This window comes from Bartonella sp. MM97QHHN (assembly GCF_042194285.1).
GTDB lineage: Bacteria > Pseudomonadota > Alphaproteobacteria > Rhizobiales > Rhizobiaceae > Bartonella.
This window is the reverse complement of the sequence record NZ_JBHIMS010000082.1, coordinates 113,769-132,398: the sequence shown is the minus strand read 5'-3', so window position 1 is coordinate 132,398 and position 18,630 is coordinate 113,769. Positions and strand designations below refer to the sequence as shown.

Sequence of the window (18,630 nt, the reverse complement as noted above, 5' to 3'; positions counted from 1 at the left end):
TAAGAGTTTTATAATATATTTTTATACCTCATATACCGTGATACAAAACATGCCCGCACAATGCTTTCAATTCTCCCATAACAATAGATATCCGCAGGAAAAGCTGCCCCTTATTTTAGAAACGGGTATAAGCGAAAACTATGCTCTCATTGATTCTGGTCATGGACAAAAATTAGAACGTTATGGAGCTTACCGCATTATTCGACCAGAAGGTCAAGCACTATGGAAACCCGCTTTACCACAAAAAAAATGGGCTGATGTTGATGCTATTTTCACAGGAAACCTTGATGAAGAAGGGGTTGGGCGTTGGCATTTTCCTAAAAAGCCACTTGATGAAACATGGGCTCTTGCTTGGAATGGATTGTCTTTTCTAGGCCGTTTTACTTCCTTTCGTCATGTGGGGGTTTTTCCTGAACAAGATGCCCATTGGCGCTCTATGGAAGAACAAATTGTTAAAGCCGAACGCCCTATAAAATTGTTGAATCTTTTTGGCTATACAGGTATTGCCTCTTTGATTGGAGCACGAGCAGGTGCGAATGTTACCCATGTTGATGCTTCTAAAAAAGCCATTGCGTGGGCAAAAGCTAATCAAGAAAGAGCAGGATTACCAGATCATTCTATTCGCTGGATTTGCGATGATGCTATGAAATTTGTCGAGCGTGAACTGCGTCGTAAGAAAAGCTATGATATGATTCTTCTTGATCCCCCTGCTTATGGGCGTGGACCCCATGGTGAAATTTGGCAACTGTTTGATCATTTACCCGCTATGATCACAAATTGTCGTAAACTTCTCTCTGATAAACCGCTCTCTGTTGTCCTTACGGCTTATTCTATTCGTGCTTCCTTCTTTGCACTTCATGCTTTAATGCGTGATGCATTTGTAAATCTTGGTGGTACGGTCGAATCAGGAGAACTCATTTTGCGTGAAGAAGTTGCAGGACGTGCTCTTTCTACTTCTCTTTTTAGCCGTTGGATTGCTTGAATATGTGTAGACCCAAAACTGGTAGAGTGAAAGAAATTACCTCTCTTAGCAACCCCATCATAAAAAATCTTAAAGCACTTAGCCAAAAGAAAAACCGTAATAGAGAAGGTCTTTTCATGGCAGAAGGATTGAAATTGGTCATTGATGCTCTCAATCTTGGCTGGACAATACAGACGCTTATTTTTTCTAAAAGTGAAATCGGTAATGCTACTATCGAAAATACTGCCGCACGTGCTGTAGCCAACGGTGGTTTTGTTATTAAAGCCTCACAAAAGGTTATGGAATCACTTACCCGACGCGATAATCCACAAACAGTTATTGGTATTTTCAAGCAAAAATGGCACTCTTTTGAAATGATAAAAGGGCAGATTAAAGATGTTTACATCGCGCTTGATCGTGTACGTGATCCTGGAAACCTTGGTACCATTATTCGAACAGCTGATGCTGTAGGTGCTAAAGGTGTTATTTTAATTGGCGAGACAACAGACCCTTTCTCGCCTGAAACAGTCCGTGCAACCATGGGATCTATTTTCTCTGTACCACTTTATCGTTTTGATGAAAACGGCTTTTTAAACTGGTCTTCTCACTTTAAAGGTATGATTGTTGGAACACACCTCAAAGGTTCTCTGGATTATCGCACACTTGACTTCAAAAATGGCCCTATTATCCTTTTAATGGGAAATGAAAAACAGGGATTATCAGATCTTCTTACGAATCGGTGTGATAAACTTACGCGTATTCCACAAAGCGGACGAGCAGACTCGCTTAATCTAGCTGTAGCAACAGCTGTTATGCTTTATGAAATCCGTCGCCCCTATTTAATACTGGAACCATGTGAGGAAAAACATGATTCGTAAATCACTCCCTTTTCTTCTCTTGGGCTTGGCTTTTACAGTAGTACTTGATCAAGCTGTCAAATACTGGGTTATGCACAATATGCCTTTAGGAACAGAAATTTCGCTTATTCCTTTTCTTTCCCTTTATCATGTGCGCAATTCTGGCATTGCATTTTCGTTTTTTTCTTCCTTTTCTCAGTGGGGAATCATCGCCATCACGATCATTGTGATTATCTTTCTTCTATGGTTATGGAAAAATACTGAATATAATAAGTCTTTAATGCGCTTTGGTCTTATTCTTATTATTGGGGGAGCCATCGGCAATCTCATTGATCGTATTCGCTTTCATCATGTCACTGATTATATACTTTTTCATATTGATGATATTTTTTATTTTGCTATTTTCAACCTTGCAGATAGTTTTATCACTCTCGGTGTTATTGCCATCCTTATTGAAGAATTGCGTACTTGGATGAAAGCAAGGCGTCATTCCAATAGTACATCTTCTCATTGATATGTTCAGTGCCTTAGAAAACAGAGATTATTGACCATCACAAGTCTGATTACGCATTGATTTCTCTTAATCAATTCTTGTTGCTCGTCATTTCACGTGTTTCTCTTCATGGGACTATAAGATCTTACTTTCTTTCCAACTTTACATTTCTACACTTAGTTAGTGCAAAAGAAATGAACCCAAATAGAATCAATATTTTTTATCCATGTGTCCTACATCACAATTTTTGAGGAGACATTTCACAGCATTTGAAGTTCTGTTTATTTGATTAGAACAATTGCTTTTCGTATGTTTTTTAGTTTTTACAGATATCGCTTTTACAGAGCCTTTCTTAAGTGCTTCGTTTAAAAACTCTCCTTTTTTATTTTATATATTGTTTAATAAAAAACATTTTTTCAACTATTTTCAATGGTGTCTTGTTAAAGCAACATATTGATTATAAATATAAATTACCGTTTTTCATATTGAATAAAAGCCCTTACTATCCTAAATCTCTTTTATTTGGAATCTGTTCATGTTGAATCCATTAAAACCATGTCTCTTGTAAGACACAAGCAAGTCAATAATCTTGATTGATTTAATATGAACAGATTTTCAACCAGAGAATCTTGCGATATTCGGAGTATCATTTAGCATTCAAAAAGACAATTTATCATTATACATCAATATATTATATAAAAATCCAATTCAACAGCTCTTATAACCGTGCAAAACAGATGCAATATTGGAGGTTGAAAATAGTGTGATGATACTTGCCGCTCTTCTCATAAACGCAAAAATAGTGAATATTTTATAAGGGATTGTATTACATAGTTTCTGTGAACAATAGAAAAGTTTTTAAGTGTAGTCTTTTTATCTTGCAAAAATATGGCAAAAAATGGAAATATTTTTTATTAAAATGAACTATTTCCTTACCAATTTGTAAGGTTCCTTCTTCATATAAATCTCTTGTAATTTTTAAATAAATCTCCATAATAAGAGCATATATGCTGGAATTCTGTCAGTGATTCTTAAGGGTTTTTGTATTTGCCCAATTAAGGCTTATACCAAGCTTATCTGTGTAATGACAGAGACACCTTTAAAGCCCTATACCTGACAGAACATATGCTAAAGGATTTTATATTATGGCTAATTTTAAAGATTTACGTTCGGCACCTGCTTCTCATGCCGATGCATCAATTGATCAGGGATTACGCGACTATATGTTGGGTGTCTACAATGCAATGGCCATTGGTTTGCTTATCACAGCTGCTGCCGCTTATGCAATTGTATCATTAGCAACGACAACAGATATGAGCCAAGCAGCAGCTCAAATCAATAGCAGTGTTTATCTAACACCATTTGGAGTAACATTTTATACATCGCCATTCTCTTATATTGTTATGTTTGCACCACTCATAGCAGTCTTATTTCTCAGTTTTAAAATTAATACATTGAGCACAAATGCTGCTCGTAGTCTCTTTTTTGGTTATGCTGCTCTGGTTGGTCTTTCACTGTCTTCAATCGTTTTGCGCTATACGACAGAAAGTGTTGTGCAAACCTTTGTCATTTCCGCCGCAACTTTTGGAGCTCTTTCACTTTATGGATACACAACAAAGCGTGATCTCACAGCAATCGGTTCATTCTTATTCATTGGATTGATCGGCTTGTTGCTTTCCATGATTGTGAACATTTTTCTTGGATCAAGCGCTTTGCAGTTTGCTATCTCTGTGATTGGTGTTTTTATCTTTGCTGGTTTAACAGCCTACGATACCCAGAGCATTAAGTTGATGTATTATGAAGGAGATGAAAGCGATACCAGAGGACGTAAAGTTATTATGGGCGCGCTGAATCTTTATCTTGATTTCATCAATATGTTTGTCTTCTTGCTACAGTTTCTTGGCTCAAACCGTGATTGATTGTAAAAATCATTACTTAATTAAAGAACCTTGTTTCTAAAAGAGACAAGGTTCTTTTGTTTTTAGTGTAAATCTTTATCCTCTGCTTCTTAGAAACTATTCTTTTCGCAAAATGACAAAAATCCCTTATAAGCAAAAATTCCCTTGGTTTACCGGTTTTATCCAACAAAAACTCCATAGCTCCTTTTTAAATACAACTCACAGCCGCTCTCATCATCAATCAAACATCGTCAATCAAAATAGTAATTATGATCTGACCGTTGCTTCCTATAATGTGCATAAATGTGTAGGTGTTGATAAAGTTTTTAATCCTACAAGAATTGTCCGTGTTATTACTGAATTACAAGTTGATATCCTTGCTCTTCAAGAAGCAGATAAACGTTTTGGGGAACGCATCGGTTTGATTAATCTTCAGCTATTAAAAGCTGAAACCGGTTTGATTCCTGTACCTCTTAATACTACGTCACCTCATGGCCATGGTTGGCATGGGAATGCTCTTTTTTTGCGAAAGGGATATGTACGTGATACTTTACAAGTCACTCTTCCTAGTATTGAACCACGTGGGGCTGTAATTGTAGAGTTGGAAATGGCAGCAGGCCCTATTCGTATTATTGCGGCTCATTTTGGCTTATTACGTTACTCTCGTAAACAACAAACAAAAATGCTCCTTGAAATTTTCCAAAAACGCCCCCTTATGCCTACACTCCTCATAGGAGATTTTAATGAATGGCGAATGGGAAAAGGCTCATCTTTAAATCATTTTTCTCCCTATTTTGATAGCACTTTTGAAGTTGTACCAAGCTTTCCCTCTCGTTTTCCTTTGTTAGCCCTTGATAGAGTTTTTTCTTTTCCCCACCAATTGGTAACAAGTATTGAAAATCATTATTCACCACTTGCACGCATTGCTTCAGATCATTTGCCTATCAAAGCCTATCTTAATCTTTCCAACGCAATCAATATTCTTAAAAATAAATAAAAAAAATTAATGTGCCTCATCCCAATTTTGAGCCGTCATAACTTTTACTTCAAGCGGTACAGATAAAGATAGAACCGGTATTGTAGCATTTTCCATAACATTTTTAACAACAGTCATGGTTTTTTTACTTTCTTCTTCTGGTACTTCAAAAATCAGTTCATCATGAACTTGCAGCAACATTTTTGCTGATAGTTTTTCTTCTTTTAAAGCATCTCCCATATGTATCATAGCGCGACGAATAATATCTGCTGCAGAACCTTGAATTGGAGCATTGATAGCTGCCCGCTCATTAAGAGAACGAATTTTTACATTCTTTGCTTTTATCTCTGGATAATGGATACGACGTCCAAAAATTGTTTCTACATAACCATTTTCACGTGCAAAGATTTTGGTCTTCTCCATATAATCTTTAATTCCTGGAAATCTTTCAAAATACAGTTGAATATAACGACCCGCTTCTTGGCGTGAAATTCCCAATTGATTGGCTAGTCCAAAAGCTGAAATACCATAAATAATACCAAAATTAATCGCTTTTGCACGCCGTCGTATATCTGAATGCATTCCTTCTATCGCAACACCAAACATTTGTGATGCCGTTATAGCGTGAATATCATGCCCTTTAGCAAAAGCTTCTTTTAATGCTTTTATATCCGCAATATGTGCAAGAATGCGCAACTCAATCTGACTATAATCAGCAGAAAGTAACACATGTCCTTTGGGAGCAATAAAAGCTGTTCGAATTTTACGTCCTTCAGCAGTTCGCACTGGAATATTTTGCAAATTTGGCTCTGATGATGATAACCGACCTGTTGATGTTATTGCCAAAGAATAATTTGTATGAACTCGCCCTGTTTTTGAAAAAATATAAGAAGGCAAGGCATCTGTATAGGTAGATTTTAGCTTTGAAAGTTGACGCCACTCAATAATTTTACGCGGTAAAATATGACCTTCAGCAGCCAACTCTTCTAAGGTCCGTGCAGAAGTTGACCATTGTCCACCCTTAGTTTTAGCGCCTCCAGGCAATCCCATTTTGCCAAAAAGGATATCCCCTAATTGCTTTGGCGAAGCAAGATTAAACTTTTCATCAGCTTGTTTGTAAATTTCCTCTTCTAGAATCAAAGCAGCTTGTGCTAACTCTCCTGAAAGACGCAATAAAATCTGCCTATCAATAAGAATCCCCCGTTCTTCCATTCTTGCAAGAATTTCTACAAGAGGCCGATCAAGACGCTCATAAATTTTTGTCATTCCACGAGCAACAAGTTGCGGTTTCAATACTTGCCAAAGACGTAGCTTTATATCAGCATCTTCCGCCGCATAAAGGGTTGCTTGTTTTAAATCTACTTGTGCAAAAGAAGTAATTTTTTTCCCGTTATGCGTTAAATCTTTATAGACAATTGGTTTATGCTCAAGCCAACGTTCAGACAAATCATCCATATTATGGGTTAACATTCCAGCATCAAAAGCATATGATAAAAGCATGATGTCGTCAAAAGAGCTTATCATAATGTCATATTGCTTCATCACCAACCAATCATATTTTATATTATGACCAATTTTTAACACCGCTGAATCTTCTAATATCGGTTTTAAAAGTGCTAAAGCTTTTTGGTCCTCAATCTGTGAGGCAATGCGCCCGCCCCTCAAAAGGTCCTCTTCTCCTTCATCAAAATGTTCAAGAGGTATATAAGCTGCTTTTTCCGGCTGTAATGCGAGTGAAAAACCAACAAGCTTTGCTTGCATCGGATCAAGAGATGTTGTTTTAGTATCAAAAGCAAAAAAACCCTGCTCTTGTGCTTGTGATAACCAGTCTTTTAAAATTTCCTCATCAAGAATTGTTGTATAAGCATCTCTTGTAATTTTTTGAGTCAGCGCTTGATCTTTACGTTTTTGTGCAAAAACTTGTGGAGAATTTTCAGAAAAATTATGAAGAGATGCGCGCTCAGTATTCTTGATATAAGAATCATGCCTGATATCAGAATCATTCCTGGGGCTTAGTTTTTCCCATTCAACATCTATATCAAGTGCGTCAATAACAGCTGCATCGCATGTCGTTGCCTCTGCCACGCGACGCGTTAATGTTGAAAACTCCATCGCTTTCAAAAAAGCAATTAAACGTGGACCATCTTGTGGCTCCAAAATAAAATCATCTAAATCATTATCTATAGGAACATCTGTTTTAAGCCTGACAAGTTCACGAGATATTTTAACTTGTTCTCTATAAGCTTGAATGTTTTCACGTCGTTTTGTTTGTTTAATTTCTGTTACGTTTTGCAATAAAAGATCAAGAGAACCAAATTCATTTAACAACTGAGCTGCAGTTTTTGGACCAATGCCTGGAATACCCGGTACATTATCCGTTGAATCTCCAATTAATGCTTGTAAATCAATCATTTTTTCAGGCGCAACACCCCATTTTTCTATAACTTCTGAGATACCTATATGCTTATCTTTCATTCCATCATACAAAGATACATGCGTATTTACGAGTTGCATAAGATCCTTATCAGAAGAAATAATGGTTGTTTTTGCCCCAACCTTTGTTGCCAACTTTGCATAGGTAGCAATTAAATCATCCGCTTCAAAGCCTTCCTTTTCAATACAAGGCAAATTAAAAGCCTTCGTTGCTTGGCGTATTAGCGCGAATTGAGGAATTAGATCTTCAGGAGGTTCAACGCGATTCGCTTTATATTCAGGATAAATTTGTTTCCGAAAAGTATCAGATGAATAATCAAAAATAACAGCAAAATGTGTTGGAACAACACCCGTAGCTGTATTACGAGCATCACAAAGTAATTTCCATAACATATTGCAAAAACCAGCTACTGCTCCTACAGGAAGTCCATCCTTTTTACGTTTTAAAGGCGGCAAAGCATAATAAGCACGAAAAATATAGCCTGATCCGTCAACCAAAAAAAGATGATCTGTTGCTTTCATGACATTTTTTCTCCATTTCAGCTAAAAAAACAAATTACCCTTATATATTTTTTCACTTTGCCTCTAAAAAGCCATTTTTTCTCTTCATAAGACGTGAAGTCGTTGCACTTTATATTAAGTACCTAGAGCTTTTCTTTGCTGTTACAGGATTAATAGCTTTCATTTTGCTCCTCCTATGATAGCTGAGGTACGATGTAGCGACAGGGTCGTTGTGGTGTTCCCCTCCCCACAACGACCGTTTTTTTTGACATCGATATTCTTTAATTTCAATCGTGACTCTTTTAGATAAAAGATGATGTTATTCATGAATTTTGAAGTTATTCCACAGAGCTTTTTCACCCATTTTGTAGATAAAATCAGCGTGTAACTTTTTTTCTTGCATACTCAATCTTGAAGGTAAAGCCTGCGGGCGAATTTTAACGGCATAAGATGTATCTTTATCGTTCTGGATATGTTCATCAATACCCCTTCTGTTATCAAAACCCAATACACCTTGCTTTCCACCGATGAGCTCAATATAAACATCGGCTAGAATCTCTGCATCAAGCAAAGCACCATGAAGAACACGATGGCTGTTATCAATTCCAAAACGTTTGCATAAAATATCAAGAGAATTAGGACCCATAGGAAATTTACGCCGCGCCATAGCCAATGTATCAAGAATATTATCAACACTGATAAGCGGTTTGTTGACGCGTTTTAATTCTGCATTAATAAAACCAATATCAAAACTCGCATTATGCGCAATCATTGTCGCGTCTTTGATAAATTCCAAAAATTCATCAACAATATCACTAAAACTTTTCTCGTTTTTCAAGCGTTCATTGGTTAATCCGTGAATTGCTACAACTTCATCAGGAATAATAACGCCTTCAGGGTTTAAATAAACATGAAATTGGCGTCCTGTGAGATAACGATCAACCATTTCTACACAACCAATTTCGATTATGCGATCTTTCTCTTTATCTAAACCTGTTGTTTCTGTATCAAAAATAATTTCACGCATAATTTTAATTCTTTAGCAATTTTTTTATCACATCAAAAACCTGTTGACGTGTATTCTCTAAATCTTTCCCTGTATCAATAATAAAATCAGCGCGTTCTCGTTTTTTTTCATCTGGCATTTGTTGAGCGTTGATAAAGGCAAATTTTTTCTCATTCATACCTTGGCGAATCATTACACGTTCTTTTTGTATTTCTGGTGGAGCAGAAACAACAATAACGCTATCCACACGACTTTCACCATTTTTTTCAAACAGAAGTGGAATATCAAGAATAACTAATTTTTTCCCTTGTTCACGCGCTATATCAATAAATTCCCTTTCTTTTTCTTGCACCAAAGGATGAATTATTTTTTCTAATGTTTGTAATTTTTCTTTATCATCAATCAAAATTTCAGAAAGTTTCAAACGGTTAACTTCTCCGTTTTCAACCACACCAGGAAAAATACGCTCTATGAATGACAAAGCTGGCTCACTTTTATAAAGCTGTTGTACTGCTTCATCAGCACTAAAAACAGAAATACCCGCTTGCTTGAAAAAATCAGCAACTGTTGATTTTCCCATAGCAATTGATCCCGTTAATCCTATGATCTTCATTCTCTTTTTTCACTCATATCCTCTAAAATAGCTGTCCGTAACGCTTTTGTTACCTGTGGTCTTATTCCGAACCACTGTTCAAACCCTATAACAGCCTGATGTAGAAGCATCCCAAGTCCATCAACCGTCTTGAGATCACAAGCCTTTGCCTGTTGTAAAAAAGGAGTTATCAATGGTGTATAAATAATATCTGTTACTAATGCCGTTTTTTTTGCTTTATGAAAATCGCAAAAAAAAGAATCACTTTTTTCTTCTGGACTTTTTATGCCAATAGAGGTTGTATTAACAATCAAATCAGCTTGATGAAGTATTTCATGGATTTTATGCCAATCGTAAACTTTAATGATTTTTCCAAAATGCTGAGCTAAATTATCAGCACGTTGTTTTGTACGGTTAATTAAATAAATCTGTTCAAATCCGCGTCTTTTTAAGGCATATATGATAGCGCGTGCGGCACCACCTGCTCCAAAAACAAGAGCTGTTTCCCCTCCCCAATCAGATACAAAATCATCAAGATTAGCGCTAAAACCATAGGCATCACTATTCGTGGCACAAAGCTTATCTCCTTCATACCAAAGTGTATTAACAGCACCAATCATTGTTGCTCTCTCATCTTTATAATCTGCTAAACGAAAAGCTTCCTGTTTATAAGGCAAAGTAACATTTCCTCCACAAAAGCCTATTTTTTGTAAAGACGCAATAAAATGACTGAACTCTTCAGATGTTACTTCTTGTGCAAGATATTCTCCTTGTAAACCATATTGTTTAAGCCAAAAATTGTGAATTCTTGGCGATTTTGAATGATGAATTGGAGAACCAACAACAAAAGCACGCGGATAATTTGTTTTTTTTATTGTTAAGTCAACCATCAATAATTCCTAAGTGGCGCAGTTTTATGAGTAGAGGCAGCAAAGGTAAACCAACAATGGTAAAAAAATCTCCTTCAATTTTTTCAAAGAGATGAATTCCTTCTCCTTCAATTTGATATACTCCCACGCTGTTTAAAACATCTTTTCCTACGCGTGCTAAATAACGTTCAATAAATTCTGATGAGAGTAAACGGACGGACATATGTGCACTAAAAGCTTCAACCCAAATTTTTTGACCATTTTTAAATAAAGCTACCGCACTATGAAGAGAATGGGTTTTTCCTGATAATTCACATAAACGTTGATGTGCTTCTTTAATATTTGTTGCTTTGTGAAAAACTTGACCTTCAAAATCAAGAACTTGATCACAACCAATAACGAAAGCATCAGGAAAACGGTCTGAAACATTTTTTGCTTTTGCGCTCGCAAGAAAACAGCTGAGTTCTTTAGGTGTTTTTTCTTTTGCTTTTTTTTCTACTTCTCTTTCATCAAAAGAAGCTCCTTCAATGGAAAAATTTAAGCCTGCTTTTTTTAATAATTTTGCACGATAAAAACTAAGAGATGCTAATATTAAAGTATCTGCGTTCATGAGAATTTTCTCTCATTTCCTTCACGAAATCGTGATAACAGTTCAAATATTGCAGCAGCAGTTTCTTCAATAGAACGTCTTGTGACATCAATAATAGGCCAACCAAAACGTTCGCAAATGCGTTTTGCATGGATTAATTCTTCAGCTATGTTGATACGATTAGTATAATTATCAAGAGCAAAACCTTCTCCTAAATCTCTATTTTGACGAATATGTGAGATTCTTTCAGCTGAAGCAATTAAACCAATAATTAAAGAATTTTTTACCTCTAAAAGAGATTCTGGCAAATCAATTCCTGGAATAAGAGGAACATTAGCCGTTTTGATTCCGCGATTTGCTAAATAGATGCTTGTTGGTGTTTTAGAGGTTCTTGAAATTCCCACAAGGATCACATCTGCTTCGGATAAGCTACTGGAAGACTGTCCATCATCATGCTCTATTGTAAAATCCAGTGCCTCAATACGGCGAAAATAATCTGCATTAAGATCATGTTGTGCGCTCGCACGTAAATGTGTTGGCATTCCAAGGTAAGACTGAAAAGCATTTAAAACAGGATGCAATATATCAATACAGGGAACTTCTATTTTTTTGCATTTTTTTTGAAGGAGTAGTTTAAGTTCTTCATCAATCATTGTGTAAAGAACAATACCTGGCTCTTGTTGTATTTCATCAAGAGCTTTCTGTAACTGTATTCTATTACGAATCATAGGATAGATATGCTCTGTTGCCTGAATCATTGCATATTGCGATGCTACAGCTCTTCCAACAGAAATTAATGTTTCTCCTGTTGCATCAGAAAGCATGTGTAAATGAAAGAATTTTTTTTCTTTTGTCACAAAAATTTTAACTCCTTGTTAAGACATGTGTATATATCCTCACCGTTTTTTATAAAACTAAAATTTATGAAAAATTCTCCTTTTTTATGCACAAATTAAATGCTTGTGATAATTTAATCCCTCTTATAAAAAAAGAGGGGATAATATCTTTAAGATAGTGATATTTTTATTCTTTTTTCAGTTCCTTTTGTGGATAAAATTGAGGATAAATAATAATCCACACTAAACACAGTTATAAATAAGAATAATCCTTTCTTTAATATAAATTTATTAATATAAATTTCTGTAAAAAATACTTTTGAATAGCATTTCATTAATGCTATAATTCTAACTCACATTTTTGTTATTAAAATAATTAAATACTATTTGGATTTTACATTTTTTCAAGTTTTTCATATAATTACTTAATATTACAGGAACAAATTTCATATAAATGGTACTTGCAGATTAAAAAAATTGAGTGTAGGATATTTTTTCTTAATAATATTTCACTCATAAATTTCCATAAATTATTTAGAACAATCTTCTCCTTAATTACAAAGAGCATATTTCATGCAAAAAATGAAACTACAAGAACTTAAAAGCAAAAATCCCGTTGAGCTTGTTTCTTTTGCTGAAACATTAGAAGTTGAAAATGCCTCCCTTATGCGCAAACAAGAATTAATGTTTGCTATCTTGAAAAAACTTGCTCTACAAGACGTTGAAATTATAGGAGAAGGTGTTGTTGAAGTTTTACAAGACGGATTTGGATTTTTGAGATCTGCTGATGCTAATTATCTTCCTGGTCCTGATGATATTTATCTTTCACCTGCACAAATACAGTCGTTTTCTTTAAAAACAGGCGATACAATTGAAGGACCCATACGCAGTCCAAAAGAGGGAGAACGTTATTTTGCTCTCCTTAAAATTAATACAATTAATTTCGAAAAACCTGAAAAGATTCGTTATAAAATCCACTTTGATAATCTTACTCCTCTTTATTCAAATGAACGTTTCCAAATGGAAATACAAGATCCTACAGAGAAAGATATGTCATCACGCGTGATTGATTTGATATCTCCATTGGGAAAAGGACAAAGAGGGTTAATTGTAGCTCCTCCTCGAACGGGAAAAACAGTTTTACTTCAAAATATTGCTCATTCTATTACCACTAATCATCCTGAATGCTATCTCATTGTTCTTTTAATAGATGAACGACCAGAAGAAGTTACTGATATGCAGCGTTCAGTAAAAGGAGAAGTGGTTTCTTCTACTTTTGATGAACCAGCAATACGTCACGTACAAGTGGCAGAAATGGTCATTGAAAAAGCCAAACGTCTCGTTGAATATGGGCGTGATGTTGTTATTCTTCTCGATTCTATTACACGTCTTGGACGTGCATATAATACAGTTGTTCCTTCTTCGGGTAAAGTTTTAACAGGTGGTGTGGATGCAAATGCCCTCCAGCGTCCAAAACGTTTTTTTGGTGCAGCACGTAATATTGAAGAAGGCGGATCTTTAACTATTATTGCAACGGCTTTGATTGATACAGGAAGTCGTATGGATGAGGTTATTTTTGAAGAATTTAAAGGAACAGGTAATTCGGAAATTGTTCTTGATCGAAAAGTTGCTGATAAACGTATTTTCCCTGCTATGGATATTTTAAAGTCAGGAACGCGTAAAGAAGAACTTCTGGTAGAACGACAAGATTTACACAAAATTTTTGTTCTTCGTCGTATTTTAGCATCTATGAATGTAACAGATGCAATTGAATTTTTGATTGATAAATTAAAGCAAACAAAAAATAATAGTGAATTTTTTGATTCAATGAATACGTAGAGTTATTAAAGTTTTTATTAGGATAAAACCTGTGGATACAATCTTTGCTGTTTCGAGTGGATTGTTACCTTCAGGGGTTGCAGTCATTCGGCTTTCTGGTCCTCATGTTGTGGATATAGTTAAAACGCTTTGTGGTCGTTTACCTAAAGCACGTTTTATGCATTATGGAAATCTTACTGCTCGTGATGGTAGTTTTTTAGATTCTGGTTTAACTGTTTTTTTTCCTTCTCCTCATAGTTTTACGGGGGAAGATTGTGCAGAATTCCATTTACATGGAGGAAAAGCAGTAGTTAATCGTTTTCTCGATGAATTGTCGACATTTTCTGGATGCCGTATTGCAGAGGCAGGTGAATTTTCACGTCGTGCTTTTATGGAAGGAAAATTAGATCTTGTTCAAGCAGAAGGTCTTGCTGATTTAATAGAAGCAGAAACGGAAAGCCAACGGCGTTTAGCTGTTATGGGTACAAGTGGACATTTAACGACGCTTTATCGTGATTGGCGTCATAAGCTTATGAAGGCGCGTGCTTTTATTGAGGCAGAACTTGATTTTGTTGATGAAGCAGATATTCCCAACGCAATATCTGATAAAGTTTGGAAAGATGTTGATGATCTTTGTACTTCTATTCGGGAATATATTACTGAAGGAGAACGTGCGAGTATTTTACGTGATGGATTAAAAATTGTTATTGCTGGTGCTCCAAATTCTGGAAAATCAAGCATTATGAATCGTCTTTCAGGAAGATCTGTTGCTATTGTAACGGAAGAAGCAGGAACAACCCGTGATGCTTTAGAAATGAGAATTATTCTTGGTGGTTTACCTATTTTTTTAACAGATACTGCTGGTTTTAGAAAAACAGAAAATAAAATAGAACAGATGGGAATAGAAGTTGCTAAACAGCATGTTATGGAAGCTGATTTGGTTATTTTGGTTTATGATATAGGAAATCCTACGCAAGTTGATTTACCAGAAACATCGGCTGAAATATGGTGTGTTGGCAATAAGCTTGATCTTTATGAAAAAAGTGCTCAGCGTTGGTCTATACAATTTTCCGCATTAACTGGTTTAAATTTTGATTATTTTATAAAAGAACTTGAATCATTTTGTTATTATCGTGCTTCTGAAATTGGAAATATTGTTCCAGCACGTAAAAGGCAACTTCAATTATTAAAGCAGGCTGTTAAAGAGATTGAATTTTCTCTTAATTATCATTCTCTTGATCTCAGTTTACGTGCAGAACATCTCCGTTGTGCAAGTGATTTTCTTGGGAAAATTACAGGAGATATTGATGTTGAAGATTTGCTTGATATTATTTTTTCAGAATTTTGTGTTGGTAAATAATGATTCACGTGAAACATTGATTATTTCATAGACAGATTATAAAGATTATGTAATTTATATTCTGTTTCACGTGAAACCTTATAATATTTTCTACGGAATGAATTAAATGCAATCATATGATGTTGTTATTGTTGGTGGTGGTCATGCTGGCTGTGAAGCGTCTTCAGCTTCAGCACGTGTAGGAGCCAAAACAGCGCTTGTTACACATAAAATATCAGCACTGGGAACAATGTCGTGTAATCCTGCTATTGGTGGACTTGGAAAAGGGCATCTAGTTCGTGAAATAGATGCGTTAGATGGTCTTATGGGAAGAGCAGCAGATGCTGCTGGAATTCAGTTTAGACTACTTAATAGACGTAAAGGACCGGCAGTAAGAGGACCACGGACACAGGCAGATAGACAACTTTATAAAAAAGCAATTCAAAAATTATTAAAAGAACAAGAAAATCTTACTCTTATTGAGGATGAAGTTATTGATCTGGTTGTTAAAGATAATTGTGTATCAGGTGTTATTTTAAAAAAACAAGGAACAATTTTTTCTGGTGCTGTTGTTTTAACAACAGGTACATTTTTAAATGGCTTTATTCATATTGGTAATAAAACATGGGCTGCTGGTCGTATGGGAGATCAGTCAAGTGTAAAACTTGCTGAACATTTGAAAAAATATCATATAAAACTTGGACGATTAAAAACAGGAACCCCTGCTCGTTTGAGTAAAAAAACAATTGCTTGGGAAGCTCTCAAAAAACAACAAGCAGATGAAAATCCCATACCCTTTTCTCTTTTAACAGAGAAAATTGAACAACCACAAATTGAATGTGCAATAACACGTACAAATGAGAAAACACATCAAATTATTCGCGAGAATATTTATCGCTCTGCTTTATATTCTGGAAATATTGAAGGGTTAGGACCACGTTATTGTCCTTCTGTTGAAGATAAAATTGTGAAATTTGGAGAACGTGATGGACATCAGATCTTTCTGGAACCAGAAGGATTAAATGATGATACTGTTTATCCAAATGGTCTTTCTACTTCTCTTCCTGAAGATGTACAAATTTCTCTATTGAAAACCATTGAAGGATTGGAAAATTCTATAGTTTTGCAACCTGGTTATGCTATTGAATATGATTTTGTTAATCCACAACAATTAACGAGAAACTTAGAATTACGTTCTTTACCGGGTTTGTTCTTAGCAGGCCAAATTAATGGTACAACAGGATATGAGGAAGCAGCAGCACAAGGACTTTTAGCTGGATTAAATGCTGCACGTAAAGTAGGTAAATTAGATGAAATACTTATAAGTCGTTCTACTGCTTATATTGGTGTTATGATTGATGATTTGGTTTCACGTGGTGTTTGTGAACCTTATAGGATGTTTACATCACGTGCTGAATTTCGTTTATCTTTACGATCTGATAATGCTGATACGCGTTTAACACCTTTGGCACAAAAATGGGGTATTGTGAGTAAAATACGTTGGGAATGTTATCAGAAAAAACAACAACGGCTTGATCAAGCACGATCAATATGTCAAAATCTTTTTTTAACACCCAATGAAGCTTCTGCTCATGGATTACATGTTAATCATGATGGAATTCGGCGTTCGGCTTATGATTTTCTTGCTTATCCTCATATGACCTTAGAGCGTCTTTCAAATTTTTGGCCACAATTACAAACAATTGATTCTAAAACAGCAGAATCTTTAGAAATTGAAGCACAATATGCGGTTTATTTAGATAAACAAGCACAAGATATTGCCTCTCTTCAGAGAGATGAGCGTTTAGAAATTCCTTCTTCTCTTGATGTTCAGGCAATTTCAGGTCTTTCAAATGAACTTAAATCAAAAATTCAAGAAGTGTCGCCGCGTTCAATTGCTGATGCACAAAAAATTGATGGCATGACACCCGCCGCGTTATCACTTATTATTACACATATTCAACGTCAACGACGTGAAAAGGCTAAAACAGCTTAATGAATTTTTCTACAGAAAAAAAATATCAACAATTATTAAATATTGTTCCTTCTGTTTCACGTGAAACGATGGAAAATTTAATTCAGTTTGAGTCTTTAATACTTCAGTGGAATGCACATATTAATTTGATATCTGCTACAACTATACCAGATCTATGGACACGACATATTCTAGATTCAGCACAAATTTTTCCTTTGTATGCTCATTCTTTACATTGGTGTGATTTAGGATCAGGAGGAGGTTTTCCTGCAATTGTGATTGCTATCTTTTTGAAAGAAAAAAAAACAGCACATATTAATCTTGTTGAAAGTAATGGGAAAAAAGTTGCTTTTTTGCGAACAGTTATTGCTCAACTTAATCTTCCAGCAACGGTTTATCACGCTAGAATTGAAGATATATATCAAAAAATTCCCATATCTGATATTATAACGGCACGGGGATTAGCGCCGCTTGATACTCTTTTACAACTCATTTTTCCTTTATTAACAGAAAAAACAATAGCTCTTTTGCAAAAAGGTCGGGATTACGCTACAGAAATAAAAAATGCCTCTGCCAATTGGCACTTTGATCTGTTAAAACATAAAAGTAAAGTTGATGAAAATTCTGTTATTTTGGAAATTTCTCATATTCGATCATATAGAGGGTAGAGCAAAATGAGCGAAACACGAATTATCGCTATTGCAAACCAAAAGGGTGGAGTCGGAAAAACAACCACAGCAATTAATCTTGCTACAGCTTTAGCGGCTATTGGTGAAAATGTCCTTATTATGGATGTTGATCCACAAGGTAATGCTAGTACAGGTTTAGGGATTGATCGTAATAGCCGTCCTTTATCTTCTTATGATGTTTTGGTTTCGGGCGTTTCAATTACACAGGCGGCTTTAAAAACAGCCGTACCCAATCTTTATATAGTTCCCTCTACACTTGATCTCTTAGGTGTGGAAATGGAAATTTCTTCATCAAAAGATCGCATACAACGCTTACGTAAAGCTCTCTATGATGATCCGGAAATGGAAAAAAAATTCAATTATATTTTAATTGATTGTCCTCCCTCCCTTAATCTTTTAACACTTAATGCTATGGGGGCTGCGGATTCTGTTTTAGTGCCTATGCAGTGTGAATTTTTAGCACTTGAAGGTTTAAGTCAATTACTTGAAACAGTAAAACAAGTGCGATCCGTACTTAATCCATCTTTAGAGATCCAAGGTATTGTTCTAACAATGTATGATGGACGTAATAACCTTTCAAATCAAGTTGTTGAAGATGTACGTTCTTTTATGGGAGATAAAGTTTATCGTACTGTTATTCCACGAAATGTAAGAGTATCAGAAGCGCCTTCTTTTGGCAAACCTGTATTGCTTTATGATCTTAAATGTGCTGGGAGCCAAGCTTATTTGCGTCTAGCATCAGAAATGATTCAACGTGAAAAACAAGCACGTGCTGCTGCTTAAAAATGTAAAATTTTT

General features: G+C 35.5%; 16 protein-coding genes. 10 read left to right on the top strand and 6 right to left on the bottom strand.

Annotated elements, in window-relative coordinates; all coding sequences use genetic code 11:
- Window positions 1-49 precede the first annotated feature (49 nt).
- From ACFIJW_RS06085 to ACFIJW_RS06065, 5 genes are all read left to right on the top strand, one after another.
- On the top strand, window positions 50-982 hold the full coding sequence (locus ACFIJW_RS06085; protein ID WP_375633644.1) for a class I SAM-dependent methyltransferase: 933 nt from the start codon (window positions 50-52) through the stop codon (window positions 980-982).
- A 2-nt stretch (window positions 983-984) separates the two neighbouring features.
- Window positions 985-1,839 carry a TrmH family RNA methyltransferase gene (locus ACFIJW_RS06080; protein WP_375611349.1) on the top strand — a complete coding sequence of 285 codons (855 nt, stop codon included), beginning with the start codon at window positions 985-987 and terminating at the stop codon, window positions 1,837-1,839.
- The gene (lspA, locus tag ACFIJW_RS06075) at window positions 1,829-2,332 is read left to right on the top strand and encodes a signal peptidase II (protein WP_375611348.1); all 504 of its coding nucleotides are present in this window, start codon (window positions 1,829-1,831) and stop codon (window positions 2,330-2,332) included. Before ACFIJW_RS06080 ends, lspA begins: the two co-directional genes overlap by 11 nt.
- A 1,124-nt stretch (window positions 2,333-3,456) precedes the next feature.
- Window positions 3,457-4,230, top strand: a complete 774-nt coding sequence (locus ACFIJW_RS06070; protein ID WP_375611347.1) for a Bax inhibitor-1/YccA family protein — start codon at window positions 3,457-3,459, stop codon at window positions 4,228-4,230.
- Window positions 4,231-4,342: 112 nt separating this feature from the next.
- Entirely contained in the window at window positions 4,343-5,206 is an 864-nt protein-coding gene (locus tag ACFIJW_RS06065) for an endonuclease/exonuclease/phosphatase family protein (RefSeq protein WP_375633643.1), read from the top strand.
- Between the two features lie 6 nt (window positions 5,207-5,212).
- Here ACFIJW_RS06065 and polA read toward each other — a convergent pair whose 3' ends face one another.
- From polA to ACFIJW_RS06035, 6 genes are all read right to left on the bottom strand, one after another.
- The gene (polA, locus tag ACFIJW_RS06060) at window positions 5,213-8,140 is read right to left on the bottom strand and encodes a DNA polymerase I (RefSeq protein WP_375633642.1); all 2,928 of its coding nucleotides are present in this window, start codon (window positions 8,138-8,140) and stop codon (window positions 5,213-5,215) included.
- Between the two features lie 298 nt (window positions 8,141-8,438).
- Window positions 8,439-9,146: a DNA polymerase III subunit epsilon gene (gene dnaQ, locus ACFIJW_RS06055; RefSeq protein WP_375629128.1), complete on the bottom strand. Its 708-nt coding sequence runs from the start codon at window positions 9,144-9,146 to the stop codon at window positions 8,439-8,441.
- A 4-nt stretch (window positions 9,147-9,150) separates the two neighbouring features.
- Window positions 9,151-9,738: a dephospho-CoA kinase gene (gene coaE, locus ACFIJW_RS06050; protein ID WP_375612770.1), complete on the bottom strand. Its 588-nt coding sequence runs from the start codon at window positions 9,736-9,738 to the stop codon at window positions 9,151-9,153.
- A complete protein-coding gene (locus ACFIJW_RS06045) occupies window positions 9,735-10,607 on the bottom strand; it encodes a shikimate dehydrogenase (RefSeq protein ID WP_375629126.1) in 873 nt (290 codons plus the stop codon). The genes coaE and ACFIJW_RS06045 overlap by 4 nt, the downstream gene beginning before the upstream one ends.
- Window positions 10,600-11,196 (bottom strand): Maf family nucleotide pyrophosphatase, encoded by a 597-nt coding sequence (locus ACFIJW_RS06040; protein ID WP_375611343.1) that lies wholly within the window; start codon window positions 11,194-11,196, stop codon window positions 10,600-10,602. The genes ACFIJW_RS06045 and ACFIJW_RS06040 overlap by 8 nt, the downstream gene beginning before the upstream one ends.
- The gene (locus ACFIJW_RS06035; protein WP_375612767.1) at window positions 11,193-12,032 is read right to left on the bottom strand and encodes a pyruvate, water dikinase regulatory protein; all 840 of its coding nucleotides are present in this window, start codon (window positions 12,030-12,032) and stop codon (window positions 11,193-11,195) included. Before ACFIJW_RS06035 ends, ACFIJW_RS06040 begins: the two co-directional genes overlap by 4 nt.
- Before the next feature lie 552 nt (window positions 12,033-12,584).
- Here ACFIJW_RS06035 and rho point away from each other — a divergent pair.
- From rho to ACFIJW_RS06010, 5 genes are all read left to right on the top strand, one after another.
- Window positions 12,585-13,850: a transcription termination factor Rho gene (rho, locus tag ACFIJW_RS06030; RefSeq protein ID WP_015857121.1), complete on the top strand. Its 1,266-nt coding sequence runs from the start codon at window positions 12,585-12,587 to the stop codon at window positions 13,848-13,850.
- Between the two features lie 31 nt (window positions 13,851-13,881).
- Window positions 13,882-15,189, top strand: coding sequence for a tRNA uridine-5-carboxymethylaminomethyl(34) synthesis GTPase MnmE (gene mnmE, locus ACFIJW_RS06025; RefSeq protein ID WP_375633641.1), 1,308 nt, complete (start codon window positions 13,882-13,884; stop codon window positions 15,187-15,189).
- A gap of 106 nt (window positions 15,190-15,295) precedes the next feature.
- On the top strand, window positions 15,296-17,164 hold the full coding sequence (mnmG, locus tag ACFIJW_RS06020; protein WP_375633640.1) for a tRNA uridine-5-carboxymethylaminomethyl(34) synthesis enzyme MnmG: 1,869 nt from the start codon (window positions 15,296-15,298) through the stop codon (window positions 17,162-17,164).
- Window positions 17,164-17,811, top strand: a complete 648-nt coding sequence (rsmG, locus tag ACFIJW_RS06015; RefSeq protein WP_375633639.1) for a 16S rRNA (guanine(527)-N(7))-methyltransferase RsmG — start codon at window positions 17,164-17,166, stop codon at window positions 17,809-17,811. Before mnmG ends, rsmG begins: the two co-directional genes overlap by 1 nt.
- Window positions 17,812-17,817: 6 nt before the next feature.
- Window positions 17,818-18,615 carry a ParA family protein gene (locus ACFIJW_RS06010; protein WP_273790170.1) on the top strand — a complete coding sequence of 266 codons (798 nt, stop codon included), beginning with the start codon at window positions 17,818-17,820 and terminating at the stop codon, window positions 18,613-18,615.
- Window positions 18,616-18,630 lie beyond the last annotated feature (15 nt).

Excerpts from the sequence above, each read along its gene's own strand:
- ACFIJW_RS06085 (WP_375633644.1), top strand. The coding sequence starts at position 50 with ATGCCCGCACAATGCTTTCAATTCTCCCATAACAATAGATATCCGCAG.
- ACFIJW_RS06080 (WP_375611349.1), top strand. The coding sequence starts at position 985 with ATGTGTAGACCCAAAACTGGTAGAGTGAAAGAAATTACCTCTCTTAGC.
- lspA (WP_375611348.1), top strand. The coding sequence starts at position 1,829 with ATGATTCGTAAATCACTCCCTTTTCTTCTCTTGGGCTTGGCTTTTACA.
- ACFIJW_RS06070 (WP_375611347.1), top strand. The coding sequence starts at position 3,457 with ATGGCTAATTTTAAAGATTTACGTTCGGCACCTGCTTCTCATGCCGAT.
- ACFIJW_RS06065 (WP_375633643.1), top strand. The coding sequence starts at position 4,343 with ATGACAAAAATCCCTTATAAGCAAAAATTCCCTTGGTTTACCGGTTTT.
- polA (WP_375633642.1), bottom strand. The coding sequence starts at position 8,140 with ATGAAAGCAACAGATCATCTTTTTTTGGTTGACGGATCAGGCTATATT.
- dnaQ (WP_375629128.1), bottom strand. The coding sequence starts at position 9,146 with ATGCGTGAAATTATTTTTGATACAGAAACAACAGGTTTAGATAAAGAG.
- coaE (WP_375612770.1), bottom strand. The coding sequence starts at position 9,738 with ATGAAGATCATAGGATTAACGGGATCAATTGCTATGGGAAAATCAACA.
- ACFIJW_RS06045 (WP_375629126.1), bottom strand. The coding sequence starts at position 10,607 with ATGGTTGACTTAACAATAAAAAAAACAAATTATCCGCGTGCTTTTGTT.
- ACFIJW_RS06040 (WP_375611343.1), bottom strand. The coding sequence starts at position 11,196 with ATGAACGCAGATACTTTAATATTAGCATCTCTTAGTTTTTATCGTGCA.
- rho (WP_015857121.1), top strand. The coding sequence starts at position 12,585 with ATGCAAAAAATGAAACTACAAGAACTTAAAAGCAAAAATCCCGTTGAG.
- mnmG (WP_375633640.1), top strand. The coding sequence starts at position 15,296 with ATGCAATCATATGATGTTGTTATTGTTGGTGGTGGTCATGCTGGCTGT.
- rsmG (WP_375633639.1), top strand. The coding sequence starts at position 17,164 with ATGAATTTTTCTACAGAAAAAAAATATCAACAATTATTAAATATTGTT.
- ACFIJW_RS06010 (WP_273790170.1), top strand. The coding sequence starts at position 17,818 with ATGAGCGAAACACGAATTATCGCTATTGCAAACCAAAAGGGTGGAGTC.